Here is a 17,266-nt window from a genome sequence, read left to right on the forward strand (position 1 = left end):
TGCGGCCAGCATTCGGCGTTAGTGTCAGAGCGTATACAGGCAGGCGAGCACGACCAGGCTAAGCCCGATGCGTAGTTTTAACCACCATTGCGGGGCGGCGGCGCGTTTTTGAAAGAGCCCGTCCAGGGGCAGTAAGATGACAAACCCGGCCATAAGCACAAATCCAATCGGCAACCCCAACGCGGCCAGCGCCATGAAAAACAGGACTGGCAGGATGGACAGGACATAGCCGACACTCCAACCCGCCTTGGCCGCAAAGCCCCAGAGCGTGCCGGCCATGAAACAGAAGATCATCAGCCCATAGGCCTGCACTGCAATGTGGGGCTGCACAACGGCAGGTAAGGCAAGCGCCCCGGTTTGCGTAACGACCACACCCCACAGGAATGGCAACAGCCCTGTGAGCCCGAGGCCAAGCGCCACAGTTGGAATTTTCGCCCCACCGGAACGGATCATGATGCTTGCCGCAACACGCGTGGCACCTTGAACTCTACCCGCTCTTTCGCGGTTTCCACCAGTTCCACAGTGACGTTATAGCGGTCGCGGAATGCGTCGATCACCTCTTCAATCAGGACTTCGGGCGCGGAGGCGCCGGCGGTCACACCGATTGAGGCCACGCCTGACAATGCCCGCCAATCAATATCGCTGGCGCGCTGTACAAGTTGGCTATAGGCGCAGCCTTCAGCCGAGCCGACCTCTACCAGGCGGCGCGAATTCGACGAATTTGGCGCGCCGATCACCAATAGCGCGTCGATCATCGGGGCGATTGCCTTGACCGCGGCCTGCCGATTGGTGGTGGCGTAACAGATGTCTTCTTTCGCTGGCCCGACGATTGCGGGGAAACGTGCTTTCAGCGCAAGGACGATTTCAGCGGTATCATCAACCGATAGTGTGGTCTGCGTGATGAAGGCCAATGCATCGGGATCGCGCGGTGCCAGATGCGCAACATCATCCACTGTTTCGACCAGCATAACTTCGCCATTGGGCAATTGTCCCATGGTGCCAAGCACTTCCGGATGGCCGGTATGGCCGATCATCACCATTTGCAAGCCAGCGGCATGATGACGCTCTGCTTCAATATGAACTTTCGACACAAGCGGGCAGGTGGCATCAACATAGATCATTTCACGGCGTTGCGCTTCCGCCGGAACAGCTTTGGGCACACCATGCGCGGAGAAAATCACCGGCCGGTCATCAGGGCATTCGTCTAATTCTTCAACGAAGACAGCGCCTTTGTCGCGCAGGCTGTCGACCACGAATTTATTATGCACAATTTCGTGGCGGACATAGACGGGCGCGCCCCATTTCTCCAATGCCATCTCGACGATTTTGATCGCGCGGTCAACACCCGCGCAAAACCCGCGAGGGGCCGCCAAATACAGCCGAAGGGAAGGTTTCATCGTGCGCTCCTTATACCATTGCCAGAGCTACGCAGCTCTGAGGCGAAGGTCCAGTCCTTAGCGAGTATAAAACCCGTGATCCCGCTTTCCAACCGGGGAATCCATCGTAAGACGGGCATTAGACGCGGGCACCAATTGAAAAAAGGCGCGCGGTGTCCCGCACGCCTTAGGGTCTGTGAGTGGTGGATCTGCGAAACATAGTAAAAAACACATGCAGATCAGTCGGCTGCGCCGATTATTCTTCGCCCTCACGCGGTTCGCGCGGTGGACGGCCGATAACATCACGCAATGCGTCCAGCTCGATAAAGTTATCGGCCTGGCGGCGCAGTTCATCTGCGATCATTGGCGGTTGGCTGCGGATCGTTGACACGACAGACACGCGCACGCCCTGACGTTGCAATGCTTCGATCAACGGTCGGAAGTCACCATCACCCGAGAATAGCACAGCATGATCAAGGCGCGGTGCCAATTCCATTGCATTCACGGCCAGTTCAATATCCATATTGCCTTTGACCTTACGGCGGCCCATGGAATCGGTATATTCCTTCGCAGGTTTCGTCACCATCGCGTAGCCATTATAGTGCAGCCAGTCGACGAGCGGACGGATCGGCGAATATTCTTCGTTTTCAAGCAAAGCTGTGTAATAGAACGCCCGCACAAGCTTACCGCGGCGTTCAAATTCCTGGCGCAGAAGCTTATAATCTATATCAAATCCGAGCGATTTCGCCGCGGCGTAAAGATTGGAGCCGTCAATGAACAGCGCGAGCCGTTCGTCTTTGTAGAACATAAATATATATCCCTTTTTTCTTGTCCGCGTTTTTCACGGTGTCCCGTGCATCGCTATGAGTGGTGGTTGACGCGCGGACGTGCTTGGGTTTTAGATCTGCGCACAAAATGTACCGGCGCCCGGAATAACAATACGAATTTGGTCTGAGTATCTGTCTAAATGTATAACAGCACGTTTATATTCGCTTTGGGCGGGAATTTGGCCGGAGATTTTTCACGCCCAGATTGTGTTTTTCGCGAGGCGCTGCACAAGTGCAGTGATGCCGGGTTTACTTTGCAAGCGCTGTCTCGTTTCTATCGTTCCGCGGCCTATCCTGCAAGCTCTGGCCCCGATTTTGTCAATGCATGTGGGGTTCTAGGCGGCGAAATGGCGCCGATAGACGCGCTGCGCGCCTTGCATAAAATTGAAGATGAATTGGGGCGTGTGCGCGAAAAGCGTTGGGGCGCACGGGTGATTGATCTGGATTTACTCGCGGTGGGTCACAATGTCGCGCCAGATATTGTAACGTTGCGTCACTGGATGGAATTGCCCTTTGAGCGCCAGCAAATTGACACGCCACAGCAGCTGATTTTGCCGCATCCGCGCATGACAGAGCGCGGATTTGTGCTTGTGCCTCTGGCAGAAATAGCGCCAAACTGGCGTCATCCGCTGACGGGTATGACCGTCATCGACATGTGTGATGCCCTGCCGCCAGAGCAAAAAACTGGATTGGAGCCCTTGCACGGGCTATTTCCAGAACAATCCTGCCTTGCAAAGTCTGGGGCGAACGCATAAGTAATGCGCCTGAATTCCTATGAACCGACTGGAGTAGCCCATGGCCCGCGTGACGGTTGAAGATTGCGTTGACAAAGTCCCGAACCGCTTTGAGCTGGTGATGCTCGCGGCACATCGTGCGCGTGAAGTGACCGCCGGTTCGGCGCTGACCGTTGACCGCGATAACGACAAAAACCCGGTTTGCGCGCTGCGTGAAATCGCGGATGAGACACAATCCGCAGATAGCCTGCGTGAGCGTTTGATCGAAGCAAATCAGACCCAAATTGAGGTTGATGAGCCGGAAGAAGATCAAATGGCACAGCTGATGGGCGGTGAAGTCGCGGATAAACCTGCTGATGACGACATGAGCGAAGAACGCATGCTGCGCGCGCTAATGGAAGCGCAGGGCCGCGAATAATCTGATTAAGAAGGCGAACGAGCGATATGATCGATGTCGAAGACCTGATCGCGCTCGTTCGCAATTATAATCCAAGCACGAACTCGGATTTGATTCGCAGCGCCTATGCCTATGGCATGCAGATGCATGACGGGCAGATGCGGCGCTCTGGCGAACCCTATTTCACCCACCCTGTTGCTGTTGCGGCGATTTTAACCGAGCAGCGGCTGGATGACGCCACAATCGTGACGGCGCTGCTGCATGACACGGTTGAAGATACGCGCGCGTCTTATACCGATATCGCGGACAGCTTCGGTGTTGAGATCGCAGAGCTGGTCGATGGCGTTACCAAGTTGACCAATCTTCAGCTGTCATCATCCGAGACAAAGCAGGCTGAGAACTTCCGCAAGCTGTTCATGGCAATGTCCAAGGATCTGCGCGTTATCTTGGTCAAATTGGCGGACCGCTTGCACAATATGCGCACGATCCGTGCGATGAAACCCGAGAAACAGGCCCAAAAGGCCCGCGAAACCATGGAAATCTATGCGCCTTTGGCTGGGCGCATGGGGATGCAGTGGATGCGCGAAGAGCTGGAAGACCTTGCGTTCAAGGTTTTGAATGCAGAGGCACGGACCTCGATCATCCGGCGTTTTGTGTCGTTGCAGAAAGAAACCGGGGATGTGATCCCGAAAATTTCGGCCGATATCCGTGGTCTGCTGGAAGAGGCTCAGATTGATGCGGATCTGTTTGGCCGGGCCAAGCGCCCCTATTCGATCTGGCGCAAGATGGAAGAAAAGCAGCTTGCGTTTTCGCGCCTGTCCGACATCTACGGTTTTCGCCTGATCACGCGGTCTGATGCGGATTGCTACCGGGTGCTGGGGCTGATCCATCAACGCTGGCGCGCCGTTCCGGGCCGTTTCAAAGATTATATCAGCCAGCCGAAAACCAATGGGTATCGGTCTATCCACACCACGGTGACAGGACGCGATGGCAAGCGGGTTGAGGTGCAGATCCGCACCCGGCAGATGCATGAGGTTGCGGAATCGGGCGTCGCAGCGCATTGGTCCTATCGTGATGGGGAGCGGGCATCGAACCCATTTGCCGTGGACCCTGCAAGTTGGCTGTCTTCATTGGCAGAGCGTTTTGGCGAAGGCGATCACGAAGAATTTCTTGAGAACGTCAAGCTTGAGATGTATTCCGATCAGGCCTTCTGCTTCACCCCCAAAGGGGATGTTGTGAAGCTGCCCAAAGGGGCTACGCCGATTGACTTTGCCTATGCGATTCATACGCGGATCGGCAATGGATGTGTTGGTGCAAAGGTCGATGGCATCCGCGTTCCGCTATGGACACGCTTGAAAAATGGCCAATCAGTTCAAATCATTACGGCGGCGGGGCAACGACCGCAGGCGACATGGTTGGATATCGTTGGCACGGGCCGTGCGCGTGCCGCAATCCGTAAGTCCCTGCGCGAAGAAGACCGCTCGCGGTTTGTTAAGCTGGGGTCAGAGCTGGCACGTGTGGCGTTTGAACATGTGGGGCGCCGGGTCACTGATAAGGCGTTGCGCACGGCGGCAAAATCGCTGGGTCTTGCGGGAGAGACCGAGCTTCTGGCGCGGTTAGGCTCTGCCGAGATTGCGTCAACTGAGGTGCTACAGGCGCTATATCCTGAATTGGCGGCGCGAACCCACGGCAAAGTGATTGAACCCACGCGGGCGGTTCTTGGGCTTGGCGCCGATCAAAGCTTTTCGCGGGCGGATTGCTGTCAGCCCCTTCCAGGAGAGCGAATCGTCGGCATCACCTACCGTGGTCGCGGTGTTGTGATCCATTCGATTGATTGTCCCGCGCTGGAAGAATTTGAAGATCAGCCTGAACGCTGGGTCGATTTGCATTGGCAAACGGGCCAGCATCCGCCGGCCTATGTCGCATCCCTCAAGATCACAATTTCCAATGATGCCGGGGTGTTGGGGCATATGTGCACCTTGATCGGGCAGCAAAAAGCAAATATCTCGGATCTGAATTTTGTTGACCGGAAACCGGACTTTTACTCTCTGGTGGTAGAGGTCGAACTTCGGGACGCGGAACATTTGCATACACTGTTGACGGCGCTTGAAGCCGAGACAGATGTAGCTCAGGTTGAGCGTTGGCGGGATCTGGCGCGCAAACCGTGATCCGGGCCGGTTGGCCTGTTGCATGCGCCGTCAGTAGGTGGTGCGCCCAAAGCGGGGAACAACGGCCTGAATGGCCGGAAGGAACAGACGGTGGTTTTTAAACGGCGCGATAAACGACCGATGCTTAGCGCGCTGCGGGATGCGTTGTGGCCGCGGACAGGATGGGCGCGTGCATTCCATTATGTGAAACACCGGATCAACCGGCTGCCTGATCGCCCCCACCGCATCGCGCGCGGTATCATGGCGGGCGTGTTTGTGTCCTTTACGCCGTTATTCGGGTTCCACTTTGTTACGGCCGCTGCCTTGGCATGGATTTTGCGGGGCAATATTTTGGCCGCGATCCTGGGCACATTTTTCGGAAACCCCGTTACTTTCCCGATTATAGCGGTGTCTTCGATTAAACTTGGCCATTTTTTATTGGGACATGATCGCGCGCCGCTGCCACCGCCACCACTGGAAGGGCGCTATGACGGCCCAAAGGATTTCCCCCCCCCGCCAGACGGGCTGGGAGAGATCTTCGCAGGGGCCGGCCATGACCTGTGGCATAATTTCTGGGCGTTATTCACGCCCGATACAGCCGATTGGACGGGCCTGTCCTATTTCTTCTCAGATATCTGGTGGCCCTATCTTGTCGGCGGGTTTATTCCCGGAATTTTCTGTTCCATTGCAATGTATTATGTGTCCTTGCCATTCATCACAGCTTATCAAAACCGGCGCCGCGCCCGTTTGAAAGAGCGGCTGGAAGCCGCGCGCGCGAAGCTTGCGGCAAAACGGGAAGAACGGGCCGGGCGCAAGCAAGAACGCCGTGAAGAAAAGACCGCCCGTAAGGCAGCCCAAACCCCCGACACGCGCAGTTAAGCCGGATAATGGCAGATTGCGCTTCAATCCCACCATCGGCCGCGTCATAATCGGCTGAAAATAATAACTTCGAGGTTGGCCCCATGTCGAAGAAGTTGCGTCTTGGCGTAAACATTGATCATGTTGCAACGATTAGAAATGCCCGCGGTTCTGTTTATCCCGACCCGGTGCGCGCGGCAAAGCTGGCGGAAGAGGCTGGCGCAGATGGTATCACGGCGCATTTGCGCGAAGACCGCCGCCATATCCGTGACGCCGATATTGAGGCTTTGCACGCGGCGCTGTCGACGCCGCTGAATTTTGAAATGGCCTCAACACCCGAAATGCAACAGATCGCGCTGCGCCATGTACCACACGCCTGCTGTATTGTCCCCGAAAAGCGTGAGGAATTGACCACCGAAGGTGGGTTGGATGTTGCCGCAGATCAAGCGCGCCTAAAGGAATATCTTGCGCCTTTGGTGGATGCCGGAACACGTGTGTCGATGTTTATCGGTCATGAGCCGCGGCAAATTGAAGCTTCGGCGCGGGTCGGTGCGCAGGTGGTCGAGCTGCACACCGGCATGTATTGCGATCTACACTTTGCAGGCCGGTTTGAGGAGCGCGACGCAGAGCTGGAGGCATTGCGTGCCGGCGCCGCCTATGCGCATGAACTGGGCTTAGAGGTTCACGCAGGTCATGGGCTGACCTATGACACCGTCAGGCCTATCGCGCAGATCCCGCAGATTCAAGAGCTCAACATCGGCCATTTCCTGATCGCAGAAGCGGTGTTTATGGGGCTTGGCCCGGCGGTGACACATATGCGCCATTTAATGGATGCGACACGGGGCTGATAAATGATTTTGGGAATCGGCTCTGATTTGGCCAATATTGATCGTATCGCGGGCACTTTGGACCGGTTCGGAGAGCGATTTCGCAACCGTGTCTTCACCGAAACCGAACAGCGCAAAGCGGATAGCCGCGCTGATATGGTGGGCACATTTGCCAAACGCTGGGCCGCGAAAGAAGCCTGTTCCAAGGCGCTGGGAACCGGTCTGCGCATGGGGATTTCGTGGAAAGATATGGCCGTTAGCAATCTCAATACCGGGCAGCCAGTGATGGAGTTGACAGGCTGGGCGGCGGAGCGTCTGGCGCAATTGACGCCGGACGGGCATCAGGCAATCGTGCATGTTACGCTGACCGACGATCACCCTTGGGCGCAGGCTTTTGTGGTGATCGAAGCCCGCCCAATTGCATAACTCCACGCTTTCACAACCAAGCTTCCTTGACAGGCCATAGGTCACGCGTCACAGAAGGGCCAAGCTTTACAAAGGGGGCATTTTGGCCATGGCAAGCAAGGCGGACAAGACGCAAGGCGGCATTGTCGAAACGATCAAGACCGTGTTTTGGGCGTTGCTGATTGCAGGCGTTTTCCGCACGCTGTTCTTTCAGCCGTTCTGGATTCCATCCGGGTCGATGAAGGACACGTTGCTGATCGGGGATTTCCTGTTCGTCAACAAAATGGCCTATGGGTATTCGCAATATTCCTGCCCCTTCTCGGCCTGCCCGATTGAGGGGCGGTTGTTTGGTTCCGACCCCGAGCGTGGGGATGTGGTTGTGTTCCGCCATCCGACCCAAGGCGTAGATTACATCAAACGTTTGATCGGCTTGCCTGGCGATAAAATCCAGATGATCGATGGCGTGCTTAATATCAATGGCACCCCTGTAAAGCTGGAAAATCAGCCGCCGTTTGAAGAGGTCATGGCACAACAAGGCCCGCAACGTTTGACGCCGCGGTGCGAAAATGCGCCGGTTGGGATGGGCGATATCTGTATCAAAGGACGTCAGATCGAAACGTTGCCCAATGGTGTCAGTCATTCGATCTTGAATATCACCAACACAGGCCCGGTTGATTCGACCCCCGTGTTTACCGTGCCCGATGGGGAATATTTCTTCATGGGTGACAACCGTGATAACTCTGAAGATAGCCGCTTCCCGCAGGTCCGTGGTGGATTGGGCTTCGTTCCGGCGAAATTCCTGATTGGCCGTGCGGATCGTATCATGTTCTCATCGGCCGGACGTTCGTTGTTCTACTTCTGGACATGGCGTGCGGATCGTTTCTTCAAAGCCGTAGAGTGAAGGCAGTCTTGTGAAGATCGCAAAAGATATTGCTGAATTTATGGACCGGTTGGGATATCAATTTTCCCAGCCGGATTTGCTTATTCGTGCGTTGACACATGCGTCGATTTCAACCCCGACGCGCCCCGACAACCAACGGTTGGAGTTTCTCGGGGATCGCGTGCTGGGCCTGTCAATGGCAGAGGCGCTGTATCAGGCCGATGCCGAGGCAACAGAAGGTCAGCTTGCGCCGCGGTTCAACGCGCTTGTGCGCCGCGAAGCCTGTGCGGATGTGGCGCGGCAGGTGGATCTGGGCGCTGTGCTGAAGCTTGGCCGGTCAGAAATGATGACCGGGGGGCGGCGCAAAGAGGCGCTGCTTGCCGATGCGATGGAGGCGGTAATTGCCGCCGTCTATCTGGATGGCGGGTTTGAGGCGGCGCGCGGTATCATTATCGCGCTTTGGGGCCAGCGTATTCACGAGGTTGCAGAAGACAGCCGCGATCCGAAAACCGCCTTGCAAGAATGGGCGCAGGCGCGGCGTTTGCCGCCACCGCAATACCTGACGGTATCGCGCGACGGCCCTGATCACGCGCCCGTCTTTACCATCGAAGCCCGACTGTCCAATGGGGAGGCCGAACGCGCCACCGCTGGTGCGAAACGGCAAGCCGAACAATCTGCAGCCCGTGCCCTTTTGGACCGGATGGAGGCTCAAAAATGACCGATCAAACATCAGCCGGTTTCGTCGCCCTTATTGGCGAGCCCAATGCCGGAAAATCCACCCTTTTGAACAAGATGGTCGGCGCCAAAGTGTCCATCGTGACGCATAAGGTGCAGACCACGCGCGCACGTATCCGCGGCGTCGCGATGGAAGGGCAAAGCCAGCTGGTGTTTGTGGATACCCCTGGCATTTTCCGCCCTCGTCGCCGTTTGGACCGTGCGATGGTCTCTGCGGCCTGGGGTGGTGCGGCGGATGCGGATGTCGTTTTGCTGCTGGTTGAGGCCCATCGCGGCATGACGCCGGGTGTGGAAGCAATCCTTGAGGCATTGAAAGAACGCGGTGGCACGCAGCCCGTCGCATTGGCGATCAATAAGATTGACCGGGTGCAGGCCGAAGTGCTGCTGGCATTGTCGCAAAAGCTCAATGATGCCTATGAATTTGCCAATACATTCATGATCTCGGCCGAGCGTGGGCATGGCGTTGAACATCTGCGCACATGGCTGGCAGATCAGCTGCCACAAGGGCCGTGGCTGTATCCAGAAGATCAGATTGCGGATTTGCCGCTGCGGATGATTGCCTCAGAAATCACCCGTGAGAAGCTGACGCTTCGCTTGCATGAAGAGCTGCCCTACCAGCTGACCGTCGAAACGGAGCAATGGCAGGATCGTAAGGATGGCTCCACCCGGATTGACCAGCTGATCTATGTCGCCCGTGACGGGCACAAAGGTATCATTCTGGGCAAGGGCGGTGAAACCATCAAAGGTGTATCTAAGGCGGCGCGTGAAGAATTGGCCGAGTTCCTGGGGCGCCCTGTGCACTTGTTCTTGCAGGTCAAAGTGCGTCCCGGTTGGCTTGAAGAGCGCGAGCGCTATGGCGAAATGGGGCTTAATTTTAAAGATGGCGACTGATGCTGACAGCGGAGTTTTGGGTTAAAGCCTATCTTAAGCGGCTGGAACTGAAAAATATTCCCGCATATGTCATTCGGCATGGCAATGATAGTTCCGGCGCGGTTTTGGTGAAATGTGCCCGTTTGAATGGCACGGCGCAGGCCTATCAGCGCAGCTTTGACCTGATGACCGGCGATCGCCGCTGGATAGAGCTGATCTGCGGCTCAGAGGCCGATGTTGACGCGTCCATTCGCAAACAAACCGGTTTTGACCCCGACTTATGGGTGATTGAACTGGAATCGCGTGACGGGCAGACTTTGCTAGATGAAGATGGCCTGAACCTGTAACGAGGTGGGCCGCATCGCTGGGGCACGGCCGGTGCGGGCAGGGGGCGCGCGATGGAATGGCATGACAGTGGGACGGTCCTGTCCGCCCGGCCGCATGGTGAAACGGGCATGTTAATCGAGGTGTTCACCCGCGATCATGGGCGCCATAGCGGCATCGTTCCGGGCGGCATTTCGCGTAAGAAGGCTGCGATGTTGCAGCCGGGCAGCCATCTGTCCCTGCGCTGGCGTGCACGATTGCAAGATCAGCTTGGCACCTTTACCCCAGAGCCGCTGAAATCCCGCGCAGGCGCGATGTCGGATCGTTTGGCGCTTCTGGGGCTCAGCGCGACCTGTGCATTGTTGGGATTTGCTTTGCCGGACCGGGAGCCGCACCTGCGCCTGTTTTCGGCCTCAGAACCGCTGTTTGACGTGATTGGCATGGTCCATGATGGCTGGATTCTGGATTATTTGCGGTGGGAAATGATGCTTTTGGAGGATCTGGGCTATGGCTTGGATCTGACACGCTGTGCGGTGACCGGATCGCGAGATCATCTGGCCTTTGTCAGCCCGAAAACCGGGCGCGCAGTCAGCCCGGAAGGGGCGGGAGAGTGGGCGCCACGTCTGCTGCCCTTGCCGCAATTTTTACTGGGGCAGGGCAGTGCCACCTTGGCGGAGGTCGAAGACGGGCTGCGGCTGACCGGGCATTTTTTGCAGCACCGCCTGGCCACAGCATTGGGTGATCGTCCCCTACCTGCCGCGCGGCAACGGTTTTTGGATGCGTTGGCGCGGGCCTGATCAGTCCGGTTGCGTGCGATCATCTAGCATCAGCTGCAACAAGACCAGATCCAGCCAACGGCCAAATTTCATCCCCACCTGCGGCATCCGGCCTGTTTCGACAAAGCCCAACCGTTCGTGCAATCGGATCGACCCGGGATTATCCGCCGAAATCGCGGCAACCATGACATGTTTTCCATGGGCTTTGGCGCGCGTGATCAGCTCTGACATCATCGGGGTTCCCAATCCCTGTCCACGGGCGTCAGGATGGACATAAACCGAATGCTCCACCGTCAAGTGATAGCCGTCATGTGGGCGATACGCACCATATGTGGCATAGCCCAGCACCCGGCCTTCGTGCTCTGTCACCAGCACGGGAAATCCTGCCGATTGGCGCTCCAGCAACCAGGCTGCGCGGTTGTCCTCATCCACGATGATCTTGTTCCAGATCGCGGTCGTCGTCCTCACCGTGTCATTATAGATCTGGGTAACTGCGGGAATATCAGATAGCTGCGCGTCGCGGATCATTGGGACCTCCTTTTCGCAGCAGATTGCCCGAACTGCGGTGCGGCGCAATGAAAAACGGGACCAGACGGCCCCGCTGTGACGCAATGTCAGCCGCTGGTCCTAGCCCAGAAGACGCCGCGCGATCACCTGCGCCTGAATTTCAGCGGCCCCTTCAAAGATATTCAAGATCCGCGCGTCGCATAGGATACGAGAAATTCCATATTCCAGCGCAAACCCGTTGCCACCGTGAATTTGCAACCCGTTATCGGCACAGGCCCATGCCACGCGCGCGCCCAGCAGCTTGGCCATGCCCGCCTCAACATCGCAACGATGACCGTGGTCTTTTTCCCACGCGCTGAAATAGGTCAGCTGACGTGCGATCATGATTTCTACCGCCATAATCGCGAGTTTTGATCCAACACGGGGGAATTCGATCAAGGATTTGCCAAATTGCTTGCGGTCGATGGCATATTGCATCGCCACTTCACAGGCAGATTGGGCCACACCAACGGCACGGGCCGCTGTCTGGATGCGTGCGGATTCGAAGGTCTCCATCAGCTGTTTAAAGCCTTTGCCCTCTTCGCCGCCCAGAAGATTTTCGCCTTTGACTTTGAAATTATCGAAGGCCAGCTCATATTCCTTCATGCCGCGATAGCCCAGAACCTCGATTTCGCCGCCGGTCATACCGTCGGTCGGGAACGGGTCGGCATCGGTTCCGGGCAGCTTTTCTGCCAGGAACATCGACAAACCTTTGTAATTGTCGGTGCCCGTGTCGGTGCGCGCCAACAGGGTCATTACCTGGGTGCGTGCAGCATGGGTGATCCATGTTTTATTCCCAGTCACCAGCCAATCATCACCATCCTTCACCGCACGGGTGCGCAAACTGCCCAAATCGGATCCGGTGTTCGGTTCGGTGAAAACGGCGGTTGAAAGCACTTCACCTGTGGCCAATTGTGGCAACCATTTCTGCTTTTGATCTTCGGTGCCGCCGCACAGGATCAATTCGGCCGCGATTTCGGACCGGGTGCCAAGCGATCCTACGCCGATATAGCCGCGCGAAAGTTCTTCGGTCACCACTACCATTGCGGCTTTGGACATCCCAAACCCACCGTATTCTTCGGGGATTGTCAGGCCGAACACGCCCAGCTCTGCCAACTCCTCGATGGTGTCCATCGGGATCAGCTCATCTTTCAGATGCCAGTCATGGGCGAAGGGTTTCACTCGGTCCTCCGCATAACGGTAGAATTGCTCGCGGACCATTTCCAATTCTTCATCCAGACCAGAGGCGCCAAAGACAGACCGGCCTTGGGTATCGCGCATCAAGGCGACCAGGTTTGCGCGGGCTTGTGGGCTGTTGCCCGATGCCATCAGCGTTTTCGCCGCATTGCCCGGCGCCCATGTCAGGCCCAGATCAGACAGGCGCACCATTTCCCCTTGGGACATCGGGATGCCGCCGGCAATCTGATTCAGATACTCGCCAAACCCGATTTGCAGCAAAAGGCTTTCCATCTCGCCCAATGCGCCGGTTTCGGACAGACGTGCAGCCCAAGCCTGCAACTGCACCAATGCCTGGTGATAAGTGGCCAACCACGCCAGGCCATGCGCTTCATATTGATGGGCTTCGAGGGCCGCGCCGGATACGCGCCCGTCTGCCACGACCAATGCGCGTAGCGCCTCGGTGGCCTGCGCAACCAAATTTTCTACGCTTGGCAGACATTGTGCTGTCAGGCCTAGCAGATCGCCCAGAACGGCTGTCTTGCTCATTTCCACACCATCATGTGCCATGAATCAGTCCTCTTCCCTTGTTGCGATGTTTCTAACCACTTCGCACCTGCAGCGCAATATTAAGTCCAATTTATGAGATATTTTGACAATTTGTTTCGCAGAGATTCCGCGGCTGCCCGGCGAATGCGCATTTTGCAAGCATACGCTGCTGATTGCTTGTGCGTGCAGCATCCAGCCGATAGCTCAGTCAGGTGAATTAGGCAGGAGATCGCGGATGTACGGGTTAGAGCTGTGGCAACTTGGCGCCGCGATTCTTGTGACATTTTGCGCAGGCTTCGTGAAAGGCGCAATTGGCTTTGCACTGCCGATGATCATGCTCTCGGTCTTTGCCTCATTTATGGATGCAGAGACGGCGCTGGCGCTGTTAATCGTGCCTGTGGTGGCCACGAATGCCGCGCAGGCCTTTCGCAATGGCTTTGCGGCGGCGTGGCAAACGGCTGTGGAATACCGGGTGCATCTGATCACGTTATTGGTTTTTATTGCGATCAGCGCACCTTTGGTGACGATCTTGCCAGCTATGGTGATGTTCTTGATCCTGGGCGTGCCGATCGTGCTATATTCTGCCAATGAGCTTTTGGGCCGGTCGCTGGTCATCCCAATCCATCACCGTAAACGTGCGGAATTCGGACTTAGCGTGATTGGCGGGCTGTATGGAGGGATTTCCGGGATTTGGGGCCCGCCGTTGATCATTTACCTGCTGTCGACTGGTGTGGAAAAGGCCAAGTCGATGCGGGTGATGGGTGTGTCCTTCTTTGGTGGCGGTCTGATGCTGACGTTGGCGCATCTGTTCACCGGGGTGCTCGATCACCGCACATTGCCATTGTCGATTTTTCTGGCGTTGCCTGCTTTATTAGGCATTTGGGTGGGGTTTCGTGCCCATGATCGGCTTGATCCAGCGAAATTCCGCAGGTTCACATTGCTGATGCTGTTGCTGACCGGGGCCAACCTGCTGCGCAAGGCATTGATGTAGCCTAACTTTAGGCGGCGGCCAACCCTGTGCGGTTTTGCATACGGGCCAGTGCCAGTGTCTGTGCCTCAAACGGGGCCAGCGCGCGGCGTGCCAGATGTTGGTGATCGGGCATCCAACCCGCCAGTGACAGATCCGCAAGCGCCGTGGTGCGGGCGAAGCTTGGCTGCGCGGTCAGACCCTGCACGGCAAGGCTTTCAACGGGGAAGCCATCCGCGATAAGTAGGTGGTGATCCTCCAGAAGGATCCCTTGCCACTCTAACACAGTGCTGCGCAGGGTTTGACGCGCGGTGCAGGTGTCGACCAGATGATGCGCGGGCAGCAGCACTTCTTCTTCACCCAAGATATAATCAACGGCAGGGCCGGACAGGGCGATGCGATGCTGTGGCAGCACCCATAGGTCACTATCGGCACCAAAATAGGGTGCGCATAGGCGGACAGGGTTAAAACAGCCAAATGTCGGAAGGGATAGGCGCCCTGACCACAACACGGGCTGCGGCCCGGCATCTATCGTTTCCACCAGATCACCGGGGCGTAACCGCCCGGCCGGGCGCAGGCCATCGGGTGTCATGATCGGGGTCGCGGGGGCAAAACATGCGCCCGGCCCATGTGGATGCAGATGCGCGCCCGCCGCCAGCCATTGCACCGGTGCGCTGATCGTGGCGCGGCCGCGCCCGGTTGCCAGCTCGACCACATCGGCCTGTGAAAGCGGCAGCGGCCCGCGCGTAATGCGCTGATAAAAGGTCCCTGTCTCCAGGGCTTCCAACGTCAGGATTGAGCTCCGGTCGGCCCGGCTCCACCGCCAGCTGATCAACCAACGGCCCCCATCCATCATGCCCTGTTCCAGCGGCAAGATGACGTTATGTTCGGCGCGGCCCTGACGGTGGCGCAGATGCAGCCCCTGCGTGGGATCGAAAGATAGATCCAGAACGTCGCGCCCCTGGGTCAGGTTGAACAACGACAGCGCGGTTGTTTCGGCCCGACCAAGGCTGATTTCCATCATCAGACTGCCTTGATCCAACATCGCCGGCACCCGCGTCGCGGTCAGCGGCACAACCGAGCCACCGAAATGCGCGCCGGGAATATGGGCGACAAACCATGTGGGCGGGCCGGATCGGGTGATCCTCATGCGGCGCTCCCGATCTTAGGCGGTTGCTGACCTTTACGCAGCCCTGCAGCCAAAACATGTGCTTCAAACCCGCGCAGGATAGGCCGCGCGGCCGGGCCATAGCTGCGATGACATTGGCGTTTTAGCTGCGGAAACAGCGCAAAGATTTCTTCTTGGGCGTCGCGTTCCATCGCGTTCAATGTCATTGGCCCGGGCAGGAAGCTTTCGGTTTCCAAGCCTTCGGCAAAGATCACCTCATGGCGATCGAACAGCAGATGCACATAGGTGACCGTGCCGCCTTCAACCTGCGTGATGGTAGTGCCATTGACCAGTTTCTTGGCGGGTACCAAGACCTCTGGATCCGCGAAAAGCAACTCTGCCAAAGGGTCGCGAATAATCATGCGATGCGCAGGCGAAACCGTCAGCGCCCCGTGATCGCCAAGCGCACCTGCTGCAAAGTGCACAGGCGCGAAACGGCCAACGGCTGCGACCTGACGCTGGCCGATCCAGCGCAGCGGCTGGGGTCCATTATCGCGGGTCATCACCAGATCGCCGGGAACCAGCGTTTCAATCCGCCGCGCGCCCTGCGGGGTGTCAATTCGGGTGCCCATGGTGAAACATGGCACGCTTGTAACCTCGACCATGCCGATATCGTTGCCATAGGTGAATTCTGACCCGTCTTCGGCCATGCCAACCGAGTCCACCTGATAGGTGAAGTTGAAGCTTTCGCCGTCATCATCGGTTTGAACGCTCAGCGTCATATCGGGGTTCAAGGTGATCACCTCACCTGATGGCAAGGTCACGGAATCGCCCGGTTCAACCGCTTGGCCATTGATGTGGGTGATTTTTAAAATACCCGGCGTGCCGTTCTGATCATTGGCCAGAACATCCATTGTTTTCAACTGATCGGGGAACATCTCGCGCAGGTCATCTTGCGCGATCAGCACGGTCTGCGCAGAGCCTGAGGCGATCAAAACATTGGAATCATATCGATTATCCGCAACATCCGCGATCCCGATTTTTAACGAGTTCACCTCACCCGCCGTCACTGGAAAAGAGATCGACATGGCCACGGTAAACCCGTCCATCTCGGTGTTGTAGTCGTCATTGGTATTGTCGACATACAGGTTTTGGTTGGTGTTGCCGTTGATATTCCCGATCGAGGTGGCACCATCTGTCACCGTCACATCAACCGGCGCGCCATTGACCCAAATCCCGATCATATCGTTGAAATCCGATGCGACATATTCAGGATATTCTTCGGAGGCAAAGCTGAAGGTCAGCGTCATTACATTGCCATCGGGTACGAAATCGACCCGCAGGATTGATGCGTCATAAGTGTTGGCATTGGCCAGCGCATTGAACTGGGCGTCATTGTCGACACCATTGGTGTCTGTCGTCGTGTTTTGTGATCGGTTCGGGTCAGTGTTACGGTTCCACCAGTTGCCCGATGGCGCATTGGTGAATGCATCGGCATAGCCGGTTGATAAAATAACACCACTGTCAGAAGGGGTCGCATCCGGGGAGATCGTGTCCCCGCCAGAATAAATAGCAGAGGAGCGTGCATCGCCACTATAGCTGGCGGATACCACCGAAACGCCGTCACCAAAAATCGTTTGCGCCATCTGCATGGCACTGGCATTGGTGTTATAGGTCAGCTCTTGTGCGGTTGCCATGACGTGCTCCATTGCCCTTTAGGGCCCGGCGCTGTCCGTCACGTCTGCCGTGTCACAAAACCCCCCA

Annotated in this window: 19 protein-coding genes; 12 read left to right on the plus strand and 7 right to left on the minus strand. The window is 57.0% G+C overall.

Annotated features, from left to right (window positions below; all coding sequences use genetic code 11):
• Positions 1-24: 24 nt before the first annotated feature.
• From BFP70_RS15200 to BFP70_RS15210, 3 genes are all read right to left on the minus strand, one after another.
• Positions 25-453, minus strand: coding sequence for a DUF3429 domain-containing protein (locus BFP70_RS15200; protein ID WP_066012499.1), 429 nt, complete (start codon positions 451-453; stop codon positions 25-27).
• Entirely contained in the window at positions 450-1,397 is a 948-nt protein-coding gene (gene ispH, locus BFP70_RS15205; protein WP_066012500.1) for a 4-hydroxy-3-methylbut-2-enyl diphosphate reductase, read from the minus strand. Before ispH ends, BFP70_RS15200 begins: the two co-directional genes overlap by 4 nt.
• A gap of 235 nt (positions 1,398-1,632) precedes the next feature.
• The gene (locus tag BFP70_RS15210; RefSeq protein ID WP_066012501.1) at positions 1,633-2,184 is read right to left on the minus strand and encodes an NYN domain-containing protein; all 552 of its coding nucleotides are present in this window, start codon (positions 2,182-2,184) and stop codon (positions 1,633-1,635) included.
• Positions 2,185-2,343: 159 nt separating this feature from the next.
• Between BFP70_RS15210 and folK the strand changes: the two genes are divergently transcribed.
• The 11 genes from folK to recO all read left to right on the plus strand — a co-directional run bounded on the left by folK (position 2,344) and on the right by recO (position 11,177).
• Positions 2,344-2,958, plus strand: coding sequence for a 2-amino-4-hydroxy-6-hydroxymethyldihydropteridine diphosphokinase (gene folK / locus BFP70_RS15215; RefSeq protein ID WP_066012502.1), 615 nt, complete (start codon positions 2,344-2,346; stop codon positions 2,956-2,958).
• A 40-nt stretch (positions 2,959-2,998) separates the two neighbouring features.
• The gene (gene rpoZ, locus BFP70_RS15220) at positions 2,999-3,355 is read left to right on the plus strand and encodes a DNA-directed RNA polymerase subunit omega (RefSeq protein ID WP_066012503.1); all 357 of its coding nucleotides are present in this window, start codon (positions 2,999-3,001) and stop codon (positions 3,353-3,355) included.
• Between the two features lie 26 nt (positions 3,356-3,381).
• Positions 3,382-5,502, plus strand: coding sequence for a bifunctional (p)ppGpp synthetase/guanosine-3',5'-bis(diphosphate) 3'-pyrophosphohydrolase (locus BFP70_RS15225; protein ID WP_066012504.1), 2,121 nt, complete (start codon positions 3,382-3,384; stop codon positions 5,500-5,502).
• A gap of 90 nt (positions 5,503-5,592) precedes the next feature.
• On the plus strand, positions 5,593-6,360 hold the full coding sequence (locus BFP70_RS15230) for a DUF2062 domain-containing protein (RefSeq protein ID WP_066012505.1): 768 nt from the start codon (positions 5,593-5,595) through the stop codon (positions 6,358-6,360).
• Between the two features lie 83 nt (positions 6,361-6,443).
• Positions 6,444-7,187 carry a pyridoxine 5'-phosphate synthase gene (locus BFP70_RS15235; protein WP_066012506.1) on the plus strand — a complete coding sequence of 248 codons (744 nt, stop codon included), beginning with the start codon at positions 6,444-6,446 and terminating at the stop codon, positions 7,185-7,187.
• A gap of 3 nt (positions 7,188-7,190) precedes the next feature.
• Complete coding sequence (acpS, locus tag BFP70_RS15240) at positions 7,191-7,592, plus strand: holo-ACP synthase (protein WP_066012507.1); 402 nt, start codon at positions 7,191-7,193, stop codon at positions 7,590-7,592.
• 88 nt (positions 7,593-7,680) lie between these two features.
• Positions 7,681-8,472 carry a signal peptidase I gene (lepB, locus tag BFP70_RS15245; protein ID WP_066012508.1) on the plus strand — a complete coding sequence of 264 codons (792 nt, stop codon included), beginning with the start codon at positions 7,681-7,683 and terminating at the stop codon, positions 8,470-8,472.
• Between the two features lie 40 nt (positions 8,473-8,512).
• Positions 8,513-9,169, plus strand: a complete 657-nt coding sequence (gene rnc / locus BFP70_RS15250) for a ribonuclease III (protein WP_369820214.1) — start codon at positions 8,513-8,515, stop codon at positions 9,167-9,169.
• A complete protein-coding gene (gene era / locus BFP70_RS15255) occupies positions 9,166-10,077 on the plus strand; it encodes a GTPase Era (RefSeq protein ID WP_066012510.1) in 912 nt (303 codons plus the stop codon). The genes rnc and era overlap by 4 nt, the downstream gene beginning before the upstream one ends.
• The gene (locus tag BFP70_RS15260; protein ID WP_066012511.1) at positions 10,077-10,403 is read left to right on the plus strand and encodes a DUF1491 family protein; all 327 of its coding nucleotides are present in this window, start codon (positions 10,077-10,079) and stop codon (positions 10,401-10,403) included. The genes era and BFP70_RS15260 overlap by 1 nt, the downstream gene beginning before the upstream one ends.
• A gap of 51 nt (positions 10,404-10,454) precedes the next feature.
• Complete coding sequence (recO, locus tag BFP70_RS15265) at positions 10,455-11,177, plus strand: DNA repair protein RecO (RefSeq protein ID WP_066012512.1); 723 nt, start codon at positions 10,455-10,457, stop codon at positions 11,175-11,177.
• Here the strand turns inward: recO and BFP70_RS15270 are convergent, their stop codons facing one another.
• Both BFP70_RS15270 and BFP70_RS15275 read right to left on the minus strand, forming a co-directional pair.
• Positions 11,178-11,684 (minus strand): GNAT family N-acetyltransferase, encoded by a 507-nt coding sequence (locus BFP70_RS15270; RefSeq protein WP_066012513.1) that lies wholly within the window; start codon positions 11,682-11,684, stop codon positions 11,178-11,180.
• 99 nt (positions 11,685-11,783) lie between these two features.
• On the minus strand, positions 11,784-13,448 hold the full coding sequence (locus BFP70_RS15275; protein ID WP_083217544.1) for an acyl-CoA dehydrogenase family protein: 1,665 nt from the start codon (positions 13,446-13,448) through the stop codon (positions 11,784-11,786).
• A 214-nt stretch (positions 13,449-13,662) separates the two neighbouring features.
• Here BFP70_RS15275 and BFP70_RS15280 point away from each other — a divergent pair, with 214 nt between their 5' ends.
• Positions 13,663-14,418, plus strand: a complete 756-nt coding sequence (locus tag BFP70_RS15280) for a sulfite exporter TauE/SafE family protein (RefSeq protein WP_066012514.1) — start codon at positions 13,663-13,665, stop codon at positions 14,416-14,418.
• A 7-nt stretch (positions 14,419-14,425) separates the two neighbouring features.
• On the opposite strand, the gene BFP70_RS15285 is transcribed toward BFP70_RS15280, so the two are convergent.
• Together BFP70_RS15285 and BFP70_RS15290 are read right to left on the minus strand one after the other, a co-directional pair.
• The gene (locus tag BFP70_RS15285; RefSeq protein ID WP_066012515.1) at positions 14,426-15,544 is read right to left on the minus strand and encodes a Hint domain-containing protein; all 1,119 of its coding nucleotides are present in this window, start codon (positions 15,542-15,544) and stop codon (positions 14,426-14,428) included.
• Entirely contained in the window at positions 15,541-17,199 is a 1,659-nt protein-coding gene (locus BFP70_RS15290; protein ID WP_066012516.1) for a Hint domain-containing protein, read from the minus strand. The genes BFP70_RS15285 and BFP70_RS15290 overlap by 4 nt, the downstream gene beginning before the upstream one ends.
• Between the last annotated feature and the right edge of the window lie 67 nt (positions 17,200-17,266).

This window comes from Thioclava sp. SK-1 (assembly GCF_001705665.1).
Classification (GTDB): domain Bacteria; phylum Pseudomonadota; class Alphaproteobacteria; order Rhodobacterales; family Rhodobacteraceae; genus Thioclava.

Excerpts from the sequence above, each read along its gene's own strand:
- BFP70_RS15270 (WP_066012513.1), bottom strand. The coding sequence starts at position 11,684 with ATGATCCGCGACGCGCAGCTATCTGATATTCCCGCAGTTACCCAGATC.
- BFP70_RS15225 (WP_066012504.1), top strand. The coding sequence starts at position 3,382 with ATGATCGATGTCGAAGACCTGATCGCGCTCGTTCGCAATTATAATCCA.
- BFP70_RS15210 (WP_066012501.1), bottom strand. The coding sequence starts at position 2,184 with ATGTTCTACAAAGACGAACGGCTCGCGCTGTTCATTGACGGCTCCAAT.
- BFP70_RS15260 (WP_066012511.1), top strand. The coding sequence starts at position 10,077 with ATGCTGACAGCGGAGTTTTGGGTTAAAGCCTATCTTAAGCGGCTGGAA.
- rpoZ (WP_066012503.1), top strand. The coding sequence starts at position 2,999 with ATGGCCCGCGTGACGGTTGAAGATTGCGTTGACAAAGTCCCGAACCGC.
- ispH (WP_066012500.1), bottom strand. The coding sequence starts at position 1,397 with ATGAAACCTTCCCTTCGGCTGTATTTGGCGGCCCCTCGCGGGTTTTGC.
- BFP70_RS15235 (WP_066012506.1), top strand. The coding sequence starts at position 6,444 with ATGTCGAAGAAGTTGCGTCTTGGCGTAAACATTGATCATGTTGCAACG.
- era (WP_066012510.1), top strand. The coding sequence starts at position 9,166 with ATGACCGATCAAACATCAGCCGGTTTCGTCGCCCTTATTGGCGAGCCC.
- BFP70_RS15290 (WP_066012516.1), bottom strand. The coding sequence starts at position 17,199 with ATGGCAACCGCACAAGAGCTGACCTATAACACCAATGCCAGTGCCATG.
- BFP70_RS15200 (WP_066012499.1), bottom strand. The coding sequence starts at position 453 with ATGATCCGTTCCGGTGGGGCGAAAATTCCAACTGTGGCGCTTGGCCTC.
- recO (WP_066012512.1), top strand. The coding sequence starts at position 10,455 with ATGGAATGGCATGACAGTGGGACGGTCCTGTCCGCCCGGCCGCATGGT.
- BFP70_RS15280 (WP_066012514.1), top strand. The coding sequence starts at position 13,663 with ATGTACGGGTTAGAGCTGTGGCAACTTGGCGCCGCGATTCTTGTGACA.
- acpS (WP_066012507.1), top strand. The coding sequence starts at position 7,191 with ATGATTTTGGGAATCGGCTCTGATTTGGCCAATATTGATCGTATCGCG.
- lepB (WP_066012508.1), top strand. The coding sequence starts at position 7,681 with ATGGCAAGCAAGGCGGACAAGACGCAAGGCGGCATTGTCGAAACGATC.
- BFP70_RS15285 (WP_066012515.1), bottom strand. The coding sequence starts at position 15,544 with ATGAGGATCACCCGATCCGGCCCGCCCACATGGTTTGTCGCCCATATT.
- rnc (WP_369820214.1), top strand. The coding sequence starts at position 8,513 with ATGGACCGGTTGGGATATCAATTTTCCCAGCCGGATTTGCTTATTCGT.
- BFP70_RS15275 (WP_083217544.1), bottom strand. The coding sequence starts at position 13,448 with ATGGCACATGATGGTGTGGAAATGAGCAAGACAGCCGTTCTGGGCGAT.
- folK (WP_066012502.1), top strand. The coding sequence starts at position 2,344 with ATGTATAACAGCACGTTTATATTCGCTTTGGGCGGGAATTTGGCCGGA.